We start from the raw sequence: 17501 nt of genomic DNA on the forward strand, positions 1-17501 counted from the left end.
AATATGGCAAAGTCATTATTTGATAAAATTTGGGATGCACACGTAGTGCGTTCAATGGGTGGTTTGGATGTGTTTTATATTGATAAACATCTGATCCATGAAGTAACCAGTCCCCAGGCTTTTGATGAACTGGAAGCACGCAATCTTTCCCTATTCCGCAAAGAGCAGATTGTGGCCACAGCCGACCACAACGTGCCCACCAAAAATCAGCACCTGCCCATAGAGGAACCACTCTCACGCATGCAGGTAGATAAGCTGACAGACAACTGTCGAAAATGGAACATCGAGCTGTTCGGACTGGGCCACGAGAATCAGGGCATTGTGCACGTAATAGGTCCTGAACTTGGCATTACCCAGCCCGGCATGACCATCGTTTGCGGCGATAGCCACACCTCTACGCATGGCGCCTTTGGCGCTATTGCTTTTGGTATTGGTACAAGCCAGGTAACCCAGGTAATGGCCTCGCAGTGCCTGCTGTTAAGCCGGCCAAAGCGCATGCGCATTACGGTAGATGGCGAGCTGAAGAAAGGTGTAGGCGCCAAAGACCTGATCCTGTATATCATTTCCAAACTAGGCACCGGCGGAGCAACCGGCTATTTTGTGGAGTATGCCGGCAGTGCCGTTCGTTCCCTAAGCATGGAAGGCCGCATGACGGTATGCAACATGAGCATTGAAATGGGTGCACGTGGTGGTATGATTGCGCCAGACGAAACAACCTTCGAATATATAAAAGGCCGTCCTTTTGCACCGAAAGGTGAGCGCTGGGAGCAGGCAGTGGCCTACTGGAAAACCCTCTATTCTGAAGAGGGAGCACCCTTTGAGCAGGAGCTGCATTACGATGCCAGGGATATCAACCCCATGATCACCTATGGTACTAACCCGGGCATGGGCATCGCTATCAACCAGCCAATTCCATCGCAGGTATCAGCCAGTGAAGCTGTAAGCTTTGATAAATCACTCAAATACATGGGCTTTAACCCGGGCGAAACCCTGGTGGGCAAACCCATAAATTATGTATTTATCGGTAGCTGTACCAACTCCCGCATTGAAGACCTGCGTACCGTAGCAGAGTTTGTAAAGGGTAAGCAAAAAGCACCACATGTGGAGGCCATTATTGTACCCGGCTCCAAGCAGGTAGAAAAGCAGGCCAGGGAAGAAGGCATCGACAGAATACTGGCCGAAGCAGGCTTTGAACTGCGCGAACCTGGCTGCAGTGCCTGTCTGGCCATGAACGAAGATAAAATTCCTGCCGGCGCTTACTGCGTTTCTACCTCTAACCGTAACTTCGAAGGCCGCCAGGGCCCTGGCTCCCGTACGCTGCTGGCCAGCCCGCTGGTTGCTGCTGTAACGGCAGTAGAAGGAAAAATTGTAGACATCACTCAGTATTTCAACTGATGGAAAAATTTGAAGTTTTAAGGACCACGGCAGTACCCCTGCCTATTGAAAATATTGATACGGACCAGATTATTCCGGCCCGTTTTCTGAAGGCTACTTCCCGTGAGGGCTTTGGTGAAAACCTCTTCCGCGACTGGCGCTACAATGGCGATGGTACCCCCAAGCAGGATTTTGTAATGAATAACCCCCGCTATGGAGGCAGCATACTGGTAGCCGGCAAAAACTTTGGCTGCGGTTCCAGCCGCGAGCACGCTGCCTGGGCTATTTACGATGCGGGGTTCAAGGTGGTGATTTCCAGCTACTTTGCTGATATTTTCCGTGGCAATGCCCTTAACAATGGACTGCTGCCCCTGCAGGTAACTGATGAGATGCTGCAAAGGCTGTTTGTGCAGATCATGGAAAAAGGCCCGAATACCGAGTTTGTGGTAGACCTGCCCAAACAGGAGTTTTATGTGCCGGCCTGGAACGAAAGCGTGAGCTTTGAGATCGATTCTTATAAGAAAGAATGTCTTATTAACGGTTACGACGATATTGACTTTTTAGTGAATCAGAAAGAGGCCATTGAAGCCTACGAAAAGAAGAAAGCATGGGTGTATTAGATAAGAAAATTACGGTACTGGCAGGTGACGGTATCGGTCCCGAAGTTTGTAATGAAGCCATAAAAGTGTTGAAAGCAGTAGCCGAAAGATGGGGCCACACTTTCACCTTTGATAATCAGCTCATGGGTGCCTGCGCCATTGATGCCACCGGCAACCCGCTACCAGATGAAACCCTCACTGCCTGCATAAATGCTGATGCAATTCTCCTGGGTGCAATTGGCGATCCTAAATATGACAACGATCCTTCTGCAAAGGTACGCCCTGAGCAGGGTCTGCTGAAACTTAGAAAGTCACTGGGGCTGTTTGCCAACATCCGTCCCGTAACAGCTTATCCGCTGCTGCTGGAGCATTCGCCACTCAAGAATGAGCGTATCTCCGGTGCAGATATGCTCTTTTACCGCGAGCTTACAGGCGGTATATACTTTGGTGAAAAAGGCCGTACTGCCGATGGCGCCTACGACCACTGCACCTATACCCGTGCTGAAATAGAGCGCATCACGCACCTTGCTTTCCAGTCGGCTACCACCAGGCGCAATAAGCTAATGCTTGTAGACAAGGCCAATGTGCTGGAAACCTCACGCCTGTGGCGCGAAGTAGTAAAGGAAATCGCTCCACAGTACAGCAGTGTAACAGTTGATTACCTCTTTGTTGACAATGCTGCAATGCAACTGATCCTGAACCCCAAACAATTTGATGTGATCCTGACAGAAAATATGTTTGGTGATATTCTCTCGGACGAGGCTTCTGTGATTGCAGGTTCTCTGGGCTTACTGCCTTCAGCTTCGGTAGGAGAGAAAACCGCTGTGTTTGAGCCCATTCACGGATCGTTTCCCCAGGCAGCAGGCAAAGGCATTGCCAATCCTATCGCAACAATTCTTTCGGCAGCCATGCTGCTGGAACACTTTGGATTGAATGAGGAAGCAAATGTGGTAAAAGAGGCTGTACAGAAAGCATTGGAGCAGGGAGTACTAACACCTGAACTGAATGCTAAAAACCCCTCAACAACTGAGCAGGTGGGCAGCTTTATTAGCCGATTTGTAAAAGAAGGTGTAGAAGCCTTATAAGCTGCTAAAACAGCAGGCTTCACTACTTTAGAGATATGTTAGTTGAAGATTACGTTAAATTTTTTTGGTTAGAGCATGAAAGGCGCACCCGGATTGGGGTGCGCTTTTTTTGTGTTGTACAGATAGCCCATCAATAGTAGTGGTCTCTACTAATATCAACATAGACTCGACATGGATGCAGTAGTGCAGCCAGTATTGGTGTGGTTGTCAGGCCTCTGCAAGTATCATTCATTATTGCCTGCATTTGCTGTTTTCAGAGAGCCTGCTGTAGAGTAAGGGCATCCTGTCGGTATTACTTAAATACTTTTGCTCACGCTCAATAAAGCTGCAGCTGGCAAGGCTCCTGGTAGAATCATCCTGTTTAATGCCAATATTGGCAAGATCCAGCAGTGTGTAAAAGGTATTTTCAGCACCTACCTTTTTATCCTTGTTTTCAATAAGCGCTTTGTGCTTTTGCGGGTAATGCTGTGTAAACTTATGTGAGGTCCAGATGAATAAAGGAACGTGCAGGGTTTGCGGGGATTCGCTCAGGTGAAAGTCAATTCTGGAAGCATGGGTATCAAATAAATCTTCTCCATGATCTGACAGAAATTTTACTGCTGAAACAACATCATGTTTTTTGATGGTGTTGATCACACTGTCAATAAAGAAATCAGCATAGAGAATGCTGTTGTCGTAGGAGTTGATCACTGCCTGCCGGTTTTTCAAACAGGGCTTTCCAATATTTACAGTTTTTCCTGATGGTGTGAAATAATCGAAAGAGGCAGGATACCTTTTAGAGTAATCCCAATGATTGCCGATGGTGTGCAGTACTATGAAAAGGTTATCATCAGTTTTTTGTATCAGGGTATCTAAAGCAGGCAGCAGGCGTTCATCATAATAATGGTCAATTTCAAAATTTGGTGAAAATGAAGGCGAAAAAATGCTGATATCCGCTGCATTAGCATGCTGGTTAATAGAACCAGACCAGAAGATCTCCTGGTCTGTCTGATTGCTTAGCCACAGTGTTTTATATCCAGCTTCGCTGAAGGCAGCGAGAATGCTTTTTTCCCTGTACTGTATTTCAATACTGTCTGGTGTTGCCCGCGTGATCATCATAGGAACAGACATGCGGGTTTGGCTGCTGCCGGAAATTACATTTGAATAGGAAATGAGGTTTTCCTGTGTGGCCAGCCGGGGAGAGGTAGCACGCCTGTACCCATTGATCTGCCATTTGTCGTAGCGCGATGACTCACCAATGATCAGCACATATACTTTTCGATGAGAAAGACTATCTTTTTCAAATGCCTGGAAAGAAAAATCCTCGGCTATTCTCATTTTATTGTTTACCAGGGTGGTATAAGCTTCCAGAGCTCCTCCAAAGACAGAAGCCGGGTAATATTTAACAGCCAGCAGGTTTTGTATACCTATACTTCCTCTTGCAGCCTTATATAGTTTCTTTTCATAGCCTATCCTGCCAATACAAAATACAGCAGCCATGAGCGAAATATAAAGGGCAGTGCGAAACGGCAATTTCCTAACAGCTAATCTTTTCACGCAGTACAGGTACAGCAGGGTATATGCCAGCGAAACTGGTATGAAAAGGCTTAAGTGACCGGAAACAACTTCGGATATTTCCTGCAGGTTTGTCTGCATGATTAGTGCAATCAGCTCAAAACGGGGCCTAAGCTCAAACAGTACGATCGAAAATATAAAGAGGGGTGATAGCAGCACAATGGGCAGCAAGAGGTATAAATAGGCTTTTATGTTTCTGAAGAAAAGAAATACTGGTATCAGAAAGAATAACCCTGCCAACAGTATTTCTTTGAAAGCGAACAGTGGAACTACGTTTCCCCGTACGAAAAGTGCACTAAAAGCTGCAGGCAAAAGTAGGAGTAGCAGTATGCCTAAAAACGGTATACATCTGATTAAATATAGACTGTATCTACTATTTATTAATGTTTTATTGTCTAATGCTCTTGCTTTGTTCTTCTTAAAGTTTGTTGCGAGTGAGTCCAGCAATTCAGGCATATCTGAATTAAAAAATTAGGTAATAATGTATAATGAAAAATTATATGGTAGTTTTTTGATGGTGTCAGAAAAGACTGATAAACAAGGCCATGTGTCAATAATAATACATAAATGCCGACTTTCAATGAAAATTTTTAATTATTAGTGTAGTAAGTCGGGATTTGGATAAGCATGCGGAATTTTGCTGGTATTAGATGTTGCAACATACAATGCGACTTTGTTTTATCATATATTGCTTGACCTGAAATCTACAGGCTTGTTGCCAGTCTTTTAATGTATAAAACTGAAACAGTGATTCAGATGCAAAGCAGCCAGGGAAGGCTTAAGCTGACCCTTATACTATTCATAAATCGGAAAGTGGCCATATAGCTGCTCTAGTAAGGGATTCAGCGATAAGAGCATCCAGAGCTAATGCCTGCTGTATGATGGCGCAACATATTCAATCCGGAATCTCTACCTGTATATCATCACAAATAATACCGCATGGTGCGTGGGTGTAGCGACAGTTGGAATAGAAGTATATTAGAATAATGATAGAATTAGCCTCCTGTGGTGAGTGGTAATCTTTGTTCCACCCTCACTACAGGAGGCTATTGTTTTACGCTATGGCCAACTTACAATTATGTATGGCTACAGCGCCATATAAGGAAGGATAAATTCACAATGATCTTTGCGACAACTTTTATTTCAGCATAAGGGTGAAAGCAGCAAATTTTACCTATCGATCATGTTTTTGAGCTGCTCATAATCATTCGGCAGGTGAATAATCTGTTCCTGCTTTGCAATAAAAGCCTGCAGCTGCTGTGGAATCTCTACAGCTTCGCCTAAAGTTTCTTCTACTACCTCCCTGAATTTAGCCGGATGGGCTGTTTCCAGGAAAACACCTGTTGCTTCTGCCTTACTTTCTCTTAGATATTCTTTTAAGCCCAGGTAGGCAACTGCTCCGTGTGGGTCCAGCAGGTAACCCTGTGCCTTAACTGATACCATGGCCTTACGGGTTTCCTCATCGCTAAAAGCATAGCCGGAAATTTTTTCGCAGAAGCGCTGGTGGTTATGGTCGAAGAGCTCGCACATACGCGCATAGTTACTGGGGTTGCCTACATCCATGGCATTGCTGATGGTTTGTACCGATGGACGTGTTTTGTATACAGAGGTGCGCAGGTATTCCGGCACCACATCATTGGCGTTGGTGGTGGCAATAAAATGATGCACAGGCAGCCCCATGGCAGCAGCCAGCAAGCCACCGGTAATATTCCCGAAATTGCCACTTGGCACACAAAATACCAGGGGCTTGCCCTTTTCCCTTAGCTGTGCAAAAGCCCAGAAGTAGTAAAACGACTGTGGAATGAGCCTTGCAATATTGATGCTGTTGGCCGAGGTGAGCAGGTTGTTTTTATTCAGCTCCGCATCTCCCAGTGCCTGCTTAGCCATTTTCTGGCAATCGTCGAAGGTGCCATCAATTTCTATGGCGGTGATGTTGCCTCCCCAGGTAGTAAGCTGCTTTTGCTGCAATGGACTAACCTTGCCCTTTGGGAAGAGGATATAAACCTTGATGCCTGGAACATTGTAGAAGCCGGCAGCAACAGCACTGCCTGTATCGCCGGAAGTAGCAACAATCACCTTCAGCTCACGGCTTTCATTTTGGTTGAAATAAGCCATAAGCCGCGACATAAAGCGAGCACCTACATCTTTGAATGCCATGGTTGGGCCATGGAACAGCTCCAGGCTGTAAATGTCATTTTCCACCCTAACTGCGGGAATGGGGAAGTTAAGCGTTTCTTCCACAATTTTCTTCAGCACATCGGCAGGTACCTCATCACCTATCAGGGCAGAAGCAACGGCATAACCAATCTCGGGTAGTGTTTTCGTGTGGATGGTCTCGAAAAAAGACGCCGGTAGTTGTGGAATGCTTTCCGGCATATAAAGGCCGCCATCGTCGGCCAGGCCCTTCAGAACGGCATAGGGTAAACGTACAGTAGCTGCTGATTTATTGGTGCTGTAGTATTGCATGGTTTAGTTTCGGGTTAGTGAGAGGCTGCTGTTAAAGCGGTAACTTTAGGACCATCGGTATTGATGGACGATACATAGGTGTTTACACCAATGCCATTGCTGCTTAGCTTATTTTCCAGGGCTTTGGCAACTCTCCTGGCGGTTTCTTCTCCTTTGCAAAGCGCAAAAACAGATGGCCCGGAGCCTGAAATGCTAAAACCAAGGGCACCATGTGCTATTGCAATTTCACGCATATCATAAAAGTAGGGAATGAGCATGGCCCGAACCGGTTCAATGATTACATCCTCCATGCTACGCCCGATCAGATCGAGGTTACCGGTGCAAAAACCAGCTACCAGGCCTGCAACATTGCCCCACTGGGTTACTGCATCGCTGATGTGAATACGATCTTTAAGGATTCTCCTGGCTTCTTTGGTGGGTATTTCTACATGAGGATACAGCAGGGCGCAGCTCAAGCCTTCAGGTACCGGTAGCTTTACCACATCCAGCGGGTGGTAGCTACGTATGAGCACCAGGCCACCGAGCAGGGCAGGAGCTACATTATCGGCATGGGCATTGCCACAGGCCAGGCGCTCACCCTCCATGGCAAAGGGCAACAGTTCTTCACGACTTAGCCTGCCACCCATTAGTTCGTTGATGCCCACCAAGCCTGCAACGGCACTGGCAGAGCTGGAGCCCAGCCCGCTGCCAAAAGGCATTTTTTTGTATAGCTCTATGCTTACGCCCTGCTCAACACCCAGGTGTTTCAGGTAGTTGATTACCACAGCACTTACAGTATTCTGCAGCGGGTTGCGGGGAAGGCGGCCTTCATCGCCCTCTATCACATCAAGGCTAACCTGTTTGCTGTCGTTCAGGTGCATCACCACCTCGTCGCCCGGTGTATGTACGGCAAAGCCAAGTACATCGTACCCGCAGCTTACATTTGCTACAGTGGCAGGGGCGAATACTTTTATAGATTTCATTTTTAAAAAAAGAAGTTAGAGGTTAGTAATAAGAAGTTAGACTGGCTTTATAGCAGTTAGCAGATAGTTGTAGATATCTTGATGCACATGATAGGGCACCCATGATCTTTGTGCTACTAAAGGTGTTTTATCTTTCATCTATCTTCCAGCATCTGACTTCTCATAAAAAACTACTGCGGAGCTACTCTTACAAGGTCAGCCAGTACGCCTGCGGCAGTTACTTCGGCACCCGCACCAGGACCTTTGATTACCATTGGGTTAAAGCGGTAGCGGTTGGTGGTGAAAGAAACAATGTTGTCGCTGCCAGAGAGGCCGTAAAACGGATGGCTGGCATCTACCATCATTAGCTCTACTTTTACCACCCCATTCTCCAGGTTTCCTATGTAGCGAAGGACTTTATTTTCTGCTTCGGCTTTCTGCTTCATTTCTCTGAAGTAGTCTTCAGACTTTTCCAGCTCCTCGTAAAAGGCATCTACAGTAGGTGCTTCCTGGCAGTTTTTGGGCAGTATGGGCTGAATCTGTACCTCCTGCAGTTCGGTAGGCAGTCCCGTTTCGCGGGCCAGGATCAGCATTTTGCGGGCAAAATCAAGACCGCTAAGATCATCGCGCGGGTCTGGTTCAGTAAACCCTTTTTCCTGGGCCTCCCGCACCACATCGGCAAAGCTGCGATCGCCTTTAAACTCATTGAAAATAAAGGAGATGGTGCCGGATAGGATAGCTTCTATCCGTAATACTTCATCGCCGCTGATCAGCAGGTCGTGCAGGGTTTTTATGATAGGTAACCCTGCCCCGGCAGTGGTTTCGTACCAGTAATCCACCCCATATTTGCGTGCCAGTTGCTTATAGCGGTTGTAACTGCTAAAGGAACCGCAATTGCCAATTTTGTTGCAGGTTACCACCGATATATTATGCTTGAACAGCTTATCATAGCATTGTGCCACCACGGCACTGGCGGTATTGTCTATAAACACAGAGTTGGGCAGGTTTAGGGCAATGGCATGCTCAATAAAAGTATCCAGGTTGCTGGCTTGGCCCTGCTCCTGTAGCTCCTGCTGCCAGTGGGTGAGGTTAATACCTTCGCGCTCAATTAGCATTTTTTTGGTGTTGCTTACACCTGCCAGGTTAATACGCACATGCCGGTGGCCCTCCAGGTGCTCGTGGTGCTCCCTTATTTGCTTAAGCAGGGTGCCGCCAATTTTACCGGTGCCACAGGAAAATACATGCAGTGTTTTAACAGGCGAGAGAAAGAGCGCATCATGCACAGAGTTCAATGCTTTCCGCAGGTCCTGCTTTTCAATCACGGCAGATATGTTAAGCTCAGAAGAACCCTGGGCAATGGCAGAAATGTTAACCCCGCTGCGGCCAAGGGCACTGAAAAATTTGCCAGCCAGCCCTTTTGCATTGCGCATGTTCTCACCAACGGCGGCAATAATGCTAAGCTCATTTTCCACCTCGGGCTTGTTCAGCTGACCTTTTACCAGTTCATATTCAAATTCTGTCTCTATGGCCTGGTATGCCAGGGGAACATCCTGCGGGCTTATGGCCAGGGTAATGCTGTGCTCGGAGCTGGCCTGTGTGATCAGGATAACATTAACACCAAACTGGGCCAGTGAACTGAACAGGCGGCCACTGAAGCCAGTCAGGCCAACCATGCCGCTACCCTGTATGTTCACCAGGCTAATGGCAGGTATAGACGAAATGCCTTTGATCAGTGAGCCGTTTGATGAGCTTTGAGGGCCTATAAGTGTGCCCGGAAAGCCGGGGTTAAAGGTGTTTTTGATTACAATGGGAATATTGCGGGCAATTGCCGGCCGCATGGTTGGCGGGTAAATTACCTTGGCCCCAAAGTAGGAGAGCTCTATGGCTTCGTTATAGGAAAGGTTGTGGAGTGAGAAGGCCTTTCTCACCAGCCGAGGATCGGAGGTCATAAAGCCATCCACGTCTGTCCAGATCTGTATCTCTTCTGCCTCCATGGCGGCGCCTATAATGGCAGCGGTATAGTCAGAGCCGCCCCGGCCCAGGGTGGTGGTTTCTCCCTTGTCGTTAGAGGCAATAAAACCGGTGATTACCGGAATGGTATTGGCTTGCTGTTTAAAGTAATTGCGGATCAGCTGGTAGGTAAGCCCATCATTTACCCGGGCGTTGCCATAATTGCTGTCGGTTTTAATGAACTGGCGAGCATCGGCAAATACTGCCCTGCCGCAATGCTGATCTACAAAATGGCTGATCATGAGGTTGGAGCAAAGCTCTCCGTAAGCGGCTACCTTATCTTTGATACGGGCAGATACTTCTCCCAGGGCCCTTACGCCAGCCAGCAGGTCGTCCAGCTCGTTAAACAGCATCTTCAGGGCCAGCAGTGCATTGTTCTGGCGCTTTACTTCCAGAAACGCACGAACAATATCGTAATGCCGCTGCTCCACCTCGCGTAATACCCGCAGGTAATCGTTGCCCGAAGCCGCCTCTGTTAACAGCCGCAGGTAGGTATCCGTAACCCCGCTAATGGCAGAGCATACAATGGCCACAGACTGGCCCTGCTGCTGTTGATCTTGCACAATGCGCAGAAGCTTGCTTATTGCTTCAACGGAGCCTACAGAAGTACCCCCAAACTTCAGGATTTTCATAATGGTAAAGTATTAAAACAGAAAAGCCTTCCCTGTTTTTCGAGGAAGGCTTTCTAAAGTATGTTAAGATTTTTAATTAATTCTTAGTACTTGCCTTTCCCCATGCACAGCCTGTTATGCCGGTAATCGTAATGATACCGGTAGCGATAATAATAATGGTATTGAACAGGTTTGAACGCATAAGTAGTGCGATTGCGGACGCTATATTAAAAAATATATTATTATTATCTGCAGTTTTGGCCGTATTTTATTTTTCTAAAATACTGGAAGGCAATTCTTTTAAGAAGATTTTTAGTTAAACAAGCCTTGATAATTGCGTTGGTAAAATAGATTTGCGCAGCTCTTTTCCTGTAGATTTTTTAGAAGAATCAGTATTTATTACAGCTTATAACGTTTGCAGGCTACGGATTGCTGTGTGGTATTGGATGGAATAGAAATCACTGATATGAAAGATTATACATGGTTTCTGCAGTCTTAATTTTTATCTGCTCTTCATTTCTTTAACCTCTTCCATCGTCAGTACCACATATTCTACGCCCAGCCTTTGTGCGTTTTCTTCCACAGTAAGCTCAAAGCCTGCTGCCTTGCGCCTTTCATTTACCGTGTCCGGATCCTTAATAGGCCAGATGATTATTTTAGCGTCGTACTCATCAGCATCAGCATCATAAACGGAAAAGCCATGAGCCTGGGTGCCATACAGCTGCTCCTTGTTTTTCTGCATCATTGACTTGTCCAGCATTGTAGCGTAAAGGGTGAAGGGCAACTCTTTTTTCTCTGCAGCTTCTCTGATAGCTGGAAGGTAGCTATCAGCTTCCTTGGTATGCTGCAGCACCTTGTAGGCTACTTCATTGGTAGGGGAGCCTACCAGGCTCCTGCCGGGGTAACCCCATTGCTGTATGATTTCTTTTACCCGTTTTATGTTGGCAGCATCCAGCTGGTTCTGTTTTTCCCACAGAAACTTAGGCACCGCCTCTTTAGATACACTGAAAGCTTTTGCCAGTGAATCAAGCTTTTTTTGGGGTAGAAATTCCTGTCCTATATAAACCCTGAATTTCTGGTCCAGGGCGTAAATCTCTTCCAGTTCTTTTTTCAGCTCCAAATTGAGCTTTTGTTGTGCCGGGCTGGTAAGGCCCCAACCCATAAGCACCAGAAGGAGTATAATTTTGTAGGCCAGCTTTTTGCGGGGCCTCATGGTAGTAGTGTACGTGTAGCGGTTAGTAGCCTGAGTCATAGACTGAGAAAAATAGAAGAGGATGTTTCTGTAGATATTTAAATTTTTCCTCAAAAATATACATTTTAAAAACAAGCTACACAATTTTTCTATGATCTGTATTTAGTGAGTATGGAATTTTTTGTGCGTAAAGGGTCAATTGTTCGTGAAATCTGGGGGAAAAGTGATACCATCCTGTTCATCTTTGCCGGTGCCGCTGCCGAATTTGCACTGAACAAGGCAGTTGACTGGCTTTATTTTACCGGCCGCCTTCCAGAAGATCCATTGGGCAGGCTGTTTTCTACCGTGGCCTATGCACGACAGATTGTGTTTGCGCCCAAAGAGGTGGCTGTGAGTGCAATAGACAAGATCGCAGCCATTCATGGTGCTGTTGAAAGCAAGCGTGGTGCCAAAATTCCCGATTGGGCTTACCGCGATGTGCTCTTTATGCTCATTGACTATTCCATTCGCGCATTTGAGCTGGTGGAAAGAAAACTCACAATTACAGAAAGAGAAGATGTATTTGATGTGTTTTACCGGGTTGGCGATCGCATGGGCATCCAGGGGCTGCCACAGACCTATCAGCAGTGGCTGGTGATGCGACAGGAGCACCTGGAGGCAGACCTTGCCCACAGCCACTATACCGACGATTTGTACAAGCAGTATCAGAAACACCTGGGCACTTTCCGTTATAGAATTCTACGGGAGGCGCAGCTGCTGGTGGTACCGGCAATAGTTAGCCGTTTGCTGGGCATGGGCAGGGTGTCTGTGCTCGCACCTGTGGTACCTGTTTATAAAGTAAGCAGGCTGGTTAAACTCGATTGGCTTATCAAAAGCCTGCTGCTGCCGTCTGACTATAAGGAAGAAATCAGTAGCCTGGACCAAAGGCCTTCATAGGTCTTTGATGCCGGCAATCATCAGCAAAAGTCATATATTTTCTTTACGCTGCAGTCTTGCATAATCAAGTTGGCTTAGGCATCAACAATTTATCTGCATAACCTTTTTTAGTACAGCTATTTTCCGGCTTAGAGCGCAATGCGAAAACCAATGCCGTTATAGCTGCGGGTGTCCTGCAGATTTGATTTGCCGTTCAGGGTAATATTCCGGCTGCTGGCGAAAATCTCGGCACCATTCGGCAATCCTTTTACATTCAATTTGTATCCCAGGAAGAGGTTCTGCAGGGATATTGTGTTATAGTGACTATCAACTACTACTAATCTTCGATATTCTTTTTTTTGCAGGAGTTTCTGATCAAATGATGTCAGCATATCTAAGCCAAACGTAAATTCTCCGAAGGAGAAGCGATTAGCCATGGTGAGCGACCAGGGTCTTGATTCATTATCTTGCCTTCCCATGGCCTCATTGGCAATTCTCATGGGTTCCAGCCACTCTTTGTAATTAAGCTTGATGAAGGAAGCTTGTAGATGAGTATTCCATTTGACTACTGAAGCAGTAAATAGATCTTTCAGACCCATGCTAACTCGATGGGTGCTTGATTCGATGTTGTCGTAGAAAAATGGATAAGTCGATACCCAGGCAGATGGTGGAGTACTGAACAATCCTATCCAGTTGCGCTCCTCGAAATGATAACTGATAGTATAATTGTTTCCTGATAAAGCTAGGGAAGAACCCAATTGCAGGTTGTAAGGCTTTTCAAAATTCTCCTGATGGTAAGCCCACATAAACCTGGTGTCAAAGGGATATTGCGAAGGTGGAGTAGGGGTTAGGTCGGAGAGTAGTAAACTGTTTTCATTATAGTTAACAGCTTTTGCATATGATCCGTACAGCTTCCAGTTTACATTAGAATCATTGCTAACGAGCTCAACTACATCTGCTGTAAGGGTAATGAATGGAGTTGCTTTTTTTAAATCATCTGATAAATCAGGGGATGCATCAAAGACCAATCCTCCCTGAATACTAAATGAGTTTTTATAAATAAAACTTAGGTTTGGTGTGACTAGGTATATTTTGCCTTCTATACTGGAATTATAGTCCGATCTTTCAAGGTATCTTTCAGGATATATTGACGAAATCAGGCTTTTTTTGATGCTTCTGAATTTATACTCTTTATTGATGTACTTAGCCGTTAGATTTATAGCCGGTTCTATTGCCCAGCTTCCAACAGCCTGGGTATACACCAGATGATTCTGTAGAACAAAGTTACCTCCCTTATTTTCAGTAGTGTCTAATTTAATGTCTCTTCCTAATCTTTCCCCGCTGATAAATTCTCTGTAAACATTTTCATTGAGGCTGCTATGCGTAACGCTAAAAGTATTATGCAGCCCTTGTGCCAAGGCTGAGTTCAGGTTAAAATTGAGATGAACCAGTGAAGTGTTACCAAGTCTTTTATCGCTATAGTAGTGCCATGTCGTTAATGGTCGAAAATCAGTAAAAAAATGCCTAAATTCCTTTTCATGGGCAGCAAACTGCAATACATAATTGGCATTGAGCAAGGCAATATGATTTTTATGCAGTGGAGCTACTATGTAAGTTCTTAGACGAAATCTATTAATATTTTGGGGTGTTAATGTATTCATCGTTACTGCACTTTCCCCAGCATCTTCGTATCTAAGTTTTACCAAACTATCTCTTTTTGCCGGATACACATCATGCAGCCAACCTGCAGACCCACCAATCTTAAAGTTACTGAATGTCTTATAAGCAGATACTTTGTAGTTGTGGAAAGTGTTGAAGGCAGATGGTACATTTCCTGCTGCAGATTCGTATTGATAATTTGTACTGGCAATTGCACTATAGCCATTTACTGATAAGCCAGAAGTGTCTGCTCCACCATGCCTGGTTTTGATCAGGATCAGCTGATTTTGTCCTACAGCACCGTTTACCAGGGCCAGTGCATTTTGCACCAGTGTTACTTCTTCAATATCTTCTATACTTATTGCATTCGGATCAAGGGCAATCACCCCATCTACTACATAGGTAACAGTTGATTTGTTAGTGAAAGCGCCGTGAAACCAAACATTTACTGCCTCTGCAAGATTAGCGAAAGGTATCTGCTGAAGGTCTTTACCCCGGATGGTAACAGTCTGCACAAATTCTTTTCTCATCTTTACTCTGCCCATATCAAGATGGATAGAATCGCTTTGTGCAAACACAGCATTGCTGCAAAGAGCCACTGATGTCAGGGTAACAAAAATTTTGATAAAGCGAATCATAAAGAGGGAAGTGGTTACTGTGTACAGCCGGAAAGTAAATAAAGATGGAGCATCAAAACAATCTGTTGTTATGTTTTAGTGGTTTTTGTATTCCATAAAAAAAGAGAAGGCATTAGCGCAGTTGCGAATGCCTTCTCTTTTTATTTTCAAGCTGTTCTGTTACTTACTTAAATGCCGGGATTCCCGTAATCTCATGCCCCAGAATCAGCAGGTGTATGTCATGGGTGCCTTCGTAGGTGACCACGCTTTCCAGGTTAGCCATATGGCGCATAATTGGGTAATCGCCTGTAATGCCCATCCCACCGAGCATCTGCCGGGCTTCGCGTGCAATTTGCAGGGCAATTTCTACATTATTGCGCTTGGCCAGCGATATCTGGGCTGTGGTGGCTTTGCCCTGGTCCATAAGGCTGCCCAGGCGCCAGCATACCAGCTGTGCTTTGGTTATTTCGGTGAGCATTTCGGCCAGCTTTTTCTGCTGTAGCTGAAAGGCGCCAATGGGTTTGTCAAACTGTATGCGCTCTAGAGCATAGCGGCGGGCTGTGTCGTAGCAGTCCATGGCGGCACCCAGTGCTCCCCAGCTAATGCCATAACGGGCACTATCCAGGCACATGAGCGGGGCACCCAGGCCGCTTTTGTTTGGCAGCAGGTTCTCTTTTGGCACCTTTACATCCTGGAACACCAGCTCGCCGGTGGCAGAGGCACGCAGACTCCATTTGTTATGCGTGGTAGGGGTGCTGAAACCTTCCATGCCACGTTCCACGATAAGACCATGGATACGTCCGCTTTCATCTTTTGCCCACACCACAGCTACCTGGGCATGTGGAGAGTTGGAGATCCACATTTTGCTGCCGTTGAGCAGGTAGTGGTCGCCCATATCCTTAAAGTTGGTGAGCATGCCGCCGGGGTTGGAGCCGTGGTTTGGCTCTGTCAGGCCAAAGCAGCCCAGCCACTCGCCGCTGGCCAGTTTGGGCAGGTATTTTTTGCGCTGCTCCTCATTGCCAAACTTATAGATGGGGTACATCACCAGCGAACCCTGCACCGAGGCCGTAGAGCGCATGCCGCTGTCGCCACGCTCTATCTCCTGCATAATAAGGCCATAGCTGATGTAATCCATACCACCACCGCCATATTCCTGCGGAATGGTAGGACCAAAAGCACCAACTTCGCCAAATTTGCGTACGATTTCATAAGGAAAGTGAGCATTTTGTGCCCATTCTTCGATATATGGTGTAATTTCGCGCTTTACGAAGTCACGTATGGCGCCGCGCACCAGCTTGTGCTCTTCATTAAGCAGGTCGTCGATGTTGTAAAAATCGGGAGCCTCAAATGCATCTGTAGAGATTCGCTTTTGTGCAGTACTGGCTTCTGGCGTATTTACTGACATAAAAAACTTTTTATTGCTGTATATTTTTCAATCGTTGAATCCTATTGCAAACGTGTGATTGCCGCCATGGATGACAAAAATCTCGATGCCAATATAGTAGAAAAAATCAAGAAACTGGAAGCCAAGTATGCTGCCATGGGCCAGGATCTTGCCTCTTACCTGGAGGGCCTGCTGCAGGCCGATTACCTGAACTACTGGAATTACATCAACCTGGATACGCTGCTAACACTGCAACAGCCGCGCACTTCCTACCCCGATGAGATGATCTTTATCTGCTACCATCAGCATACTGAGCTGTTCTTTAAGCTGATTTTATGGGAGCTGGAGCAGATTACTGGTGCGCAGCCCGTTGAGGCAAATGTTTTCCTGGAAAAAATAAACCGCTGCATTCGCTATTTCGATAACCTGGAACATAGCTTCGATGTAATGGTGAGTGGCATGGACCGGGATCAGTTCCTCAAATTCAGGATGGCTCTTTTGCCTGCCAGTGGCTTTCAGAGTGCCCAATATCGCCTCATAGAGATTTATGCAACCAACCTGGAGAACCTGTTGCCCGAGGAGACCCGCAGCAACCTGCCGGAGAAATATACCGATGATGAGCTGATCCAGAGCATTTACTGGCAAAAGGGAGCCACCGAACTGGTGAGCGGTAAAAAAACACTCACCCTTCGGCAGTTTGAGCAGAAATATACTGAGCAGTTGCTGGAAACCATCCGAAATAAAAAAGAAACAAACCTGCTGAAACAATACCAGTGGCACTATCAGCAGGCGCCAAACCGGCTGCAAATAGTGGATGCCTTACGTCGGTTCGATTCGCTGGCTAATGTTTTCTGGCCACTGGCCCATTACAAGGCTGCCGTGCGCTACCTGCAGTCTGATATGACAGATATCGAGGCCACTGGCGGTACCAACTGGCAAAAGTACCTGCCCCCGCGTTTTCAGCGTGTGATCTTCTTTCCGGAACTATGGAGCGACGAGGAGAAAAAGGAGTGGGGTAAGCCCTGGGTGCTTAAACAAATGTCGGGGCAGAAGCAATGATATCCGGCCTTTTTCTGTTATTTTGCTGAGATAGC

Annotated in this window: 12 protein-coding genes; 5 read left to right on the top strand and 7 right to left on the bottom strand. The window is 46.4% G+C overall.

All coding sequences use genetic code 11. The annotated features are described in order from the left end of the window. Positions 1-3: 3 nt before the first annotated feature. The 3 genes from leuC to leuB are packed head-to-tail and all read left to right on the top strand — an operon-like array spanning position 4 to position 3058. Positions 4-1395 (top strand): 3-isopropylmalate dehydratase large subunit, encoded by a 1392-nt coding sequence (leuC, locus tag KWJ01_RS14675; RefSeq protein WP_224997326.1) that lies wholly within the window; start codon positions 4-6, stop codon positions 1393-1395. Then, positions 1395-1994, top strand: a complete 600-nt coding sequence (gene leuD, locus KWJ01_RS14680) for a 3-isopropylmalate dehydratase small subunit (protein WP_224997327.1) — start codon at positions 1395-1397, stop codon at positions 1992-1994. The genes leuC and leuD overlap by 1 nt, the downstream gene beginning before the upstream one ends. Next, positions 1982-3058, top strand: coding sequence for a 3-isopropylmalate dehydrogenase (gene leuB / locus KWJ01_RS14685; protein WP_224997328.1), 1077 nt, complete (start codon positions 1982-1984; stop codon positions 3056-3058). Before leuD ends, leuB begins: the two co-directional genes overlap by 13 nt. A gap of 231 nt (positions 3059-3289) precedes the next feature. Here leuB and KWJ01_RS14690 read toward each other — a convergent pair whose 3' ends face one another. The 5 genes from KWJ01_RS14690 to KWJ01_RS14710 form a co-directional block, all read right to left on the bottom strand. Further along, positions 3290-4852, bottom strand: a complete 1563-nt coding sequence (locus KWJ01_RS14690; protein WP_224997329.1) for a phosphoethanolamine transferase — start codon at positions 4850-4852, stop codon at positions 3290-3292. A 930-nt stretch (positions 4853-5782) separates the two neighbouring features. Then, positions 5783-7078, bottom strand: a complete 1296-nt coding sequence (gene thrC, locus KWJ01_RS14695) for a threonine synthase (protein ID WP_224997330.1) — start codon at positions 7076-7078, stop codon at positions 5783-5785. Between the two features lie 14 nt (positions 7079-7092). Next, on the bottom strand, positions 7093-8040 hold the full coding sequence (locus KWJ01_RS14700; RefSeq protein ID WP_224997332.1) for a homoserine kinase: 948 nt from the start codon (positions 8038-8040) through the stop codon (positions 7093-7095). A 170-nt stretch (positions 8041-8210) separates the two neighbouring features. After that, entirely contained in the window at positions 8211-10661 is a 2451-nt protein-coding gene (gene thrA, locus KWJ01_RS14705; protein ID WP_224997334.1) for a bifunctional aspartate kinase/homoserine dehydrogenase I, read from the bottom strand. A gap of 481 nt (positions 10662-11142) precedes the next feature. Next, a complete protein-coding gene (locus KWJ01_RS14710; RefSeq protein WP_224997336.1) occupies positions 11143-11892 on the bottom strand; it encodes a DUF6624 domain-containing protein in 750 nt (249 codons plus the stop codon). 111 nt (positions 11893-12003) lie between these two features. On the opposite strand from KWJ01_RS14710, the gene KWJ01_RS14715 reads away from it, so the two are divergent. Further along, positions 12004-12768, top strand: coding sequence for an oxygenase MpaB family protein (locus tag KWJ01_RS14715; RefSeq protein WP_224997338.1), 765 nt, complete (start codon positions 12004-12006; stop codon positions 12766-12768). Between the two features lie 128 nt (positions 12769-12896). Here the strand turns inward: KWJ01_RS14715 and KWJ01_RS14720 are convergent, their stop codons facing one another. Together KWJ01_RS14720 and KWJ01_RS14725 are read right to left on the bottom strand one after the other, a co-directional pair. Continuing rightward, positions 12897-15044 carry a hypothetical protein gene (locus tag KWJ01_RS14720; protein WP_224997340.1) on the bottom strand — a complete coding sequence of 716 codons (2148 nt, stop codon included), beginning with the start codon at positions 15042-15044 and terminating at the stop codon, positions 12897-12899. Between the two features lie 163 nt (positions 15045-15207). Beyond that, positions 15208-16428, bottom strand: a complete 1221-nt coding sequence (locus tag KWJ01_RS14725; RefSeq protein ID WP_224997342.1) for an acyl-CoA dehydrogenase family protein — start codon at positions 16426-16428, stop codon at positions 15208-15210. A gap of 66 nt (positions 16429-16494) precedes the next feature. On the opposite strand from KWJ01_RS14725, the gene KWJ01_RS14730 reads away from it, so the two are divergent. Then, on the top strand, positions 16495-17466 hold the full coding sequence (locus KWJ01_RS14730; RefSeq protein ID WP_224997344.1) for a tryptophan 2,3-dioxygenase family protein: 972 nt from the start codon (positions 16495-16497) through the stop codon (positions 17464-17466). Positions 17467-17501 lie beyond the last annotated feature (35 nt).

This window comes from Cesiribacter sp. SM1 (assembly GCF_020178975.1).
Lineage (GTDB): Bacteria > Bacteroidota > Bacteroidia > Cytophagales > Cyclobacteriaceae > Cesiribacter.

Coding starts and splice junctions, on each gene's coding strand:
- leuD (WP_224997327.1), top strand. CDS start 1,395: ATGGAAAAATTTGAAGTTTTAAGGACCACGGCAGTACCCCTGCCTATT.
- leuC (WP_224997326.1), top strand. CDS start 4: ATGGCAAAGTCATTATTTGATAAAATTTGGGATGCACACGTAGTGCGT.
- KWJ01_RS14700 (WP_224997332.1), bottom strand. CDS start 8,040: ATGAAATCTATAAAAGTATTCGCCCCTGCCACTGTAGCAAATGTAAGC.
- KWJ01_RS14725 (WP_224997342.1), bottom strand. CDS start 16,428: ATGTCAGTAAATACGCCAGAAGCCAGTACTGCACAAAAGCGAATCTCT.
- leuB (WP_224997328.1), top strand. CDS start 1,982: ATGGGTGTATTAGATAAGAAAATTACGGTACTGGCAGGTGACGGTATC.
- KWJ01_RS14730 (WP_224997344.1), top strand. CDS start 16,495: ATGGATGACAAAAATCTCGATGCCAATATAGTAGAAAAAATCAAGAAA.
- KWJ01_RS14720 (WP_224997340.1), bottom strand. CDS start 15,044: ATGATTCGCTTTATCAAAATTTTTGTTACCCTGACATCAGTGGCTCTT.
- thrA (WP_224997334.1), bottom strand. CDS start 10,661: ATGAAAATCCTGAAGTTTGGGGGTACTTCTGTAGGCTCCGTTGAAGCA.
- thrC (WP_224997330.1), bottom strand. CDS start 7,078: ATGCAATACTACAGCACCAATAAATCAGCAGCTACTGTACGTTTACCC.
- KWJ01_RS14715 (WP_224997338.1), top strand. CDS start 12,004: ATGGAATTTTTTGTGCGTAAAGGGTCAATTGTTCGTGAAATCTGGGGG.
- KWJ01_RS14710 (WP_224997336.1), bottom strand. CDS start 11,892: ATGACTCAGGCTACTAACCGCTACACGTACACTACTACCATGAGGCCC.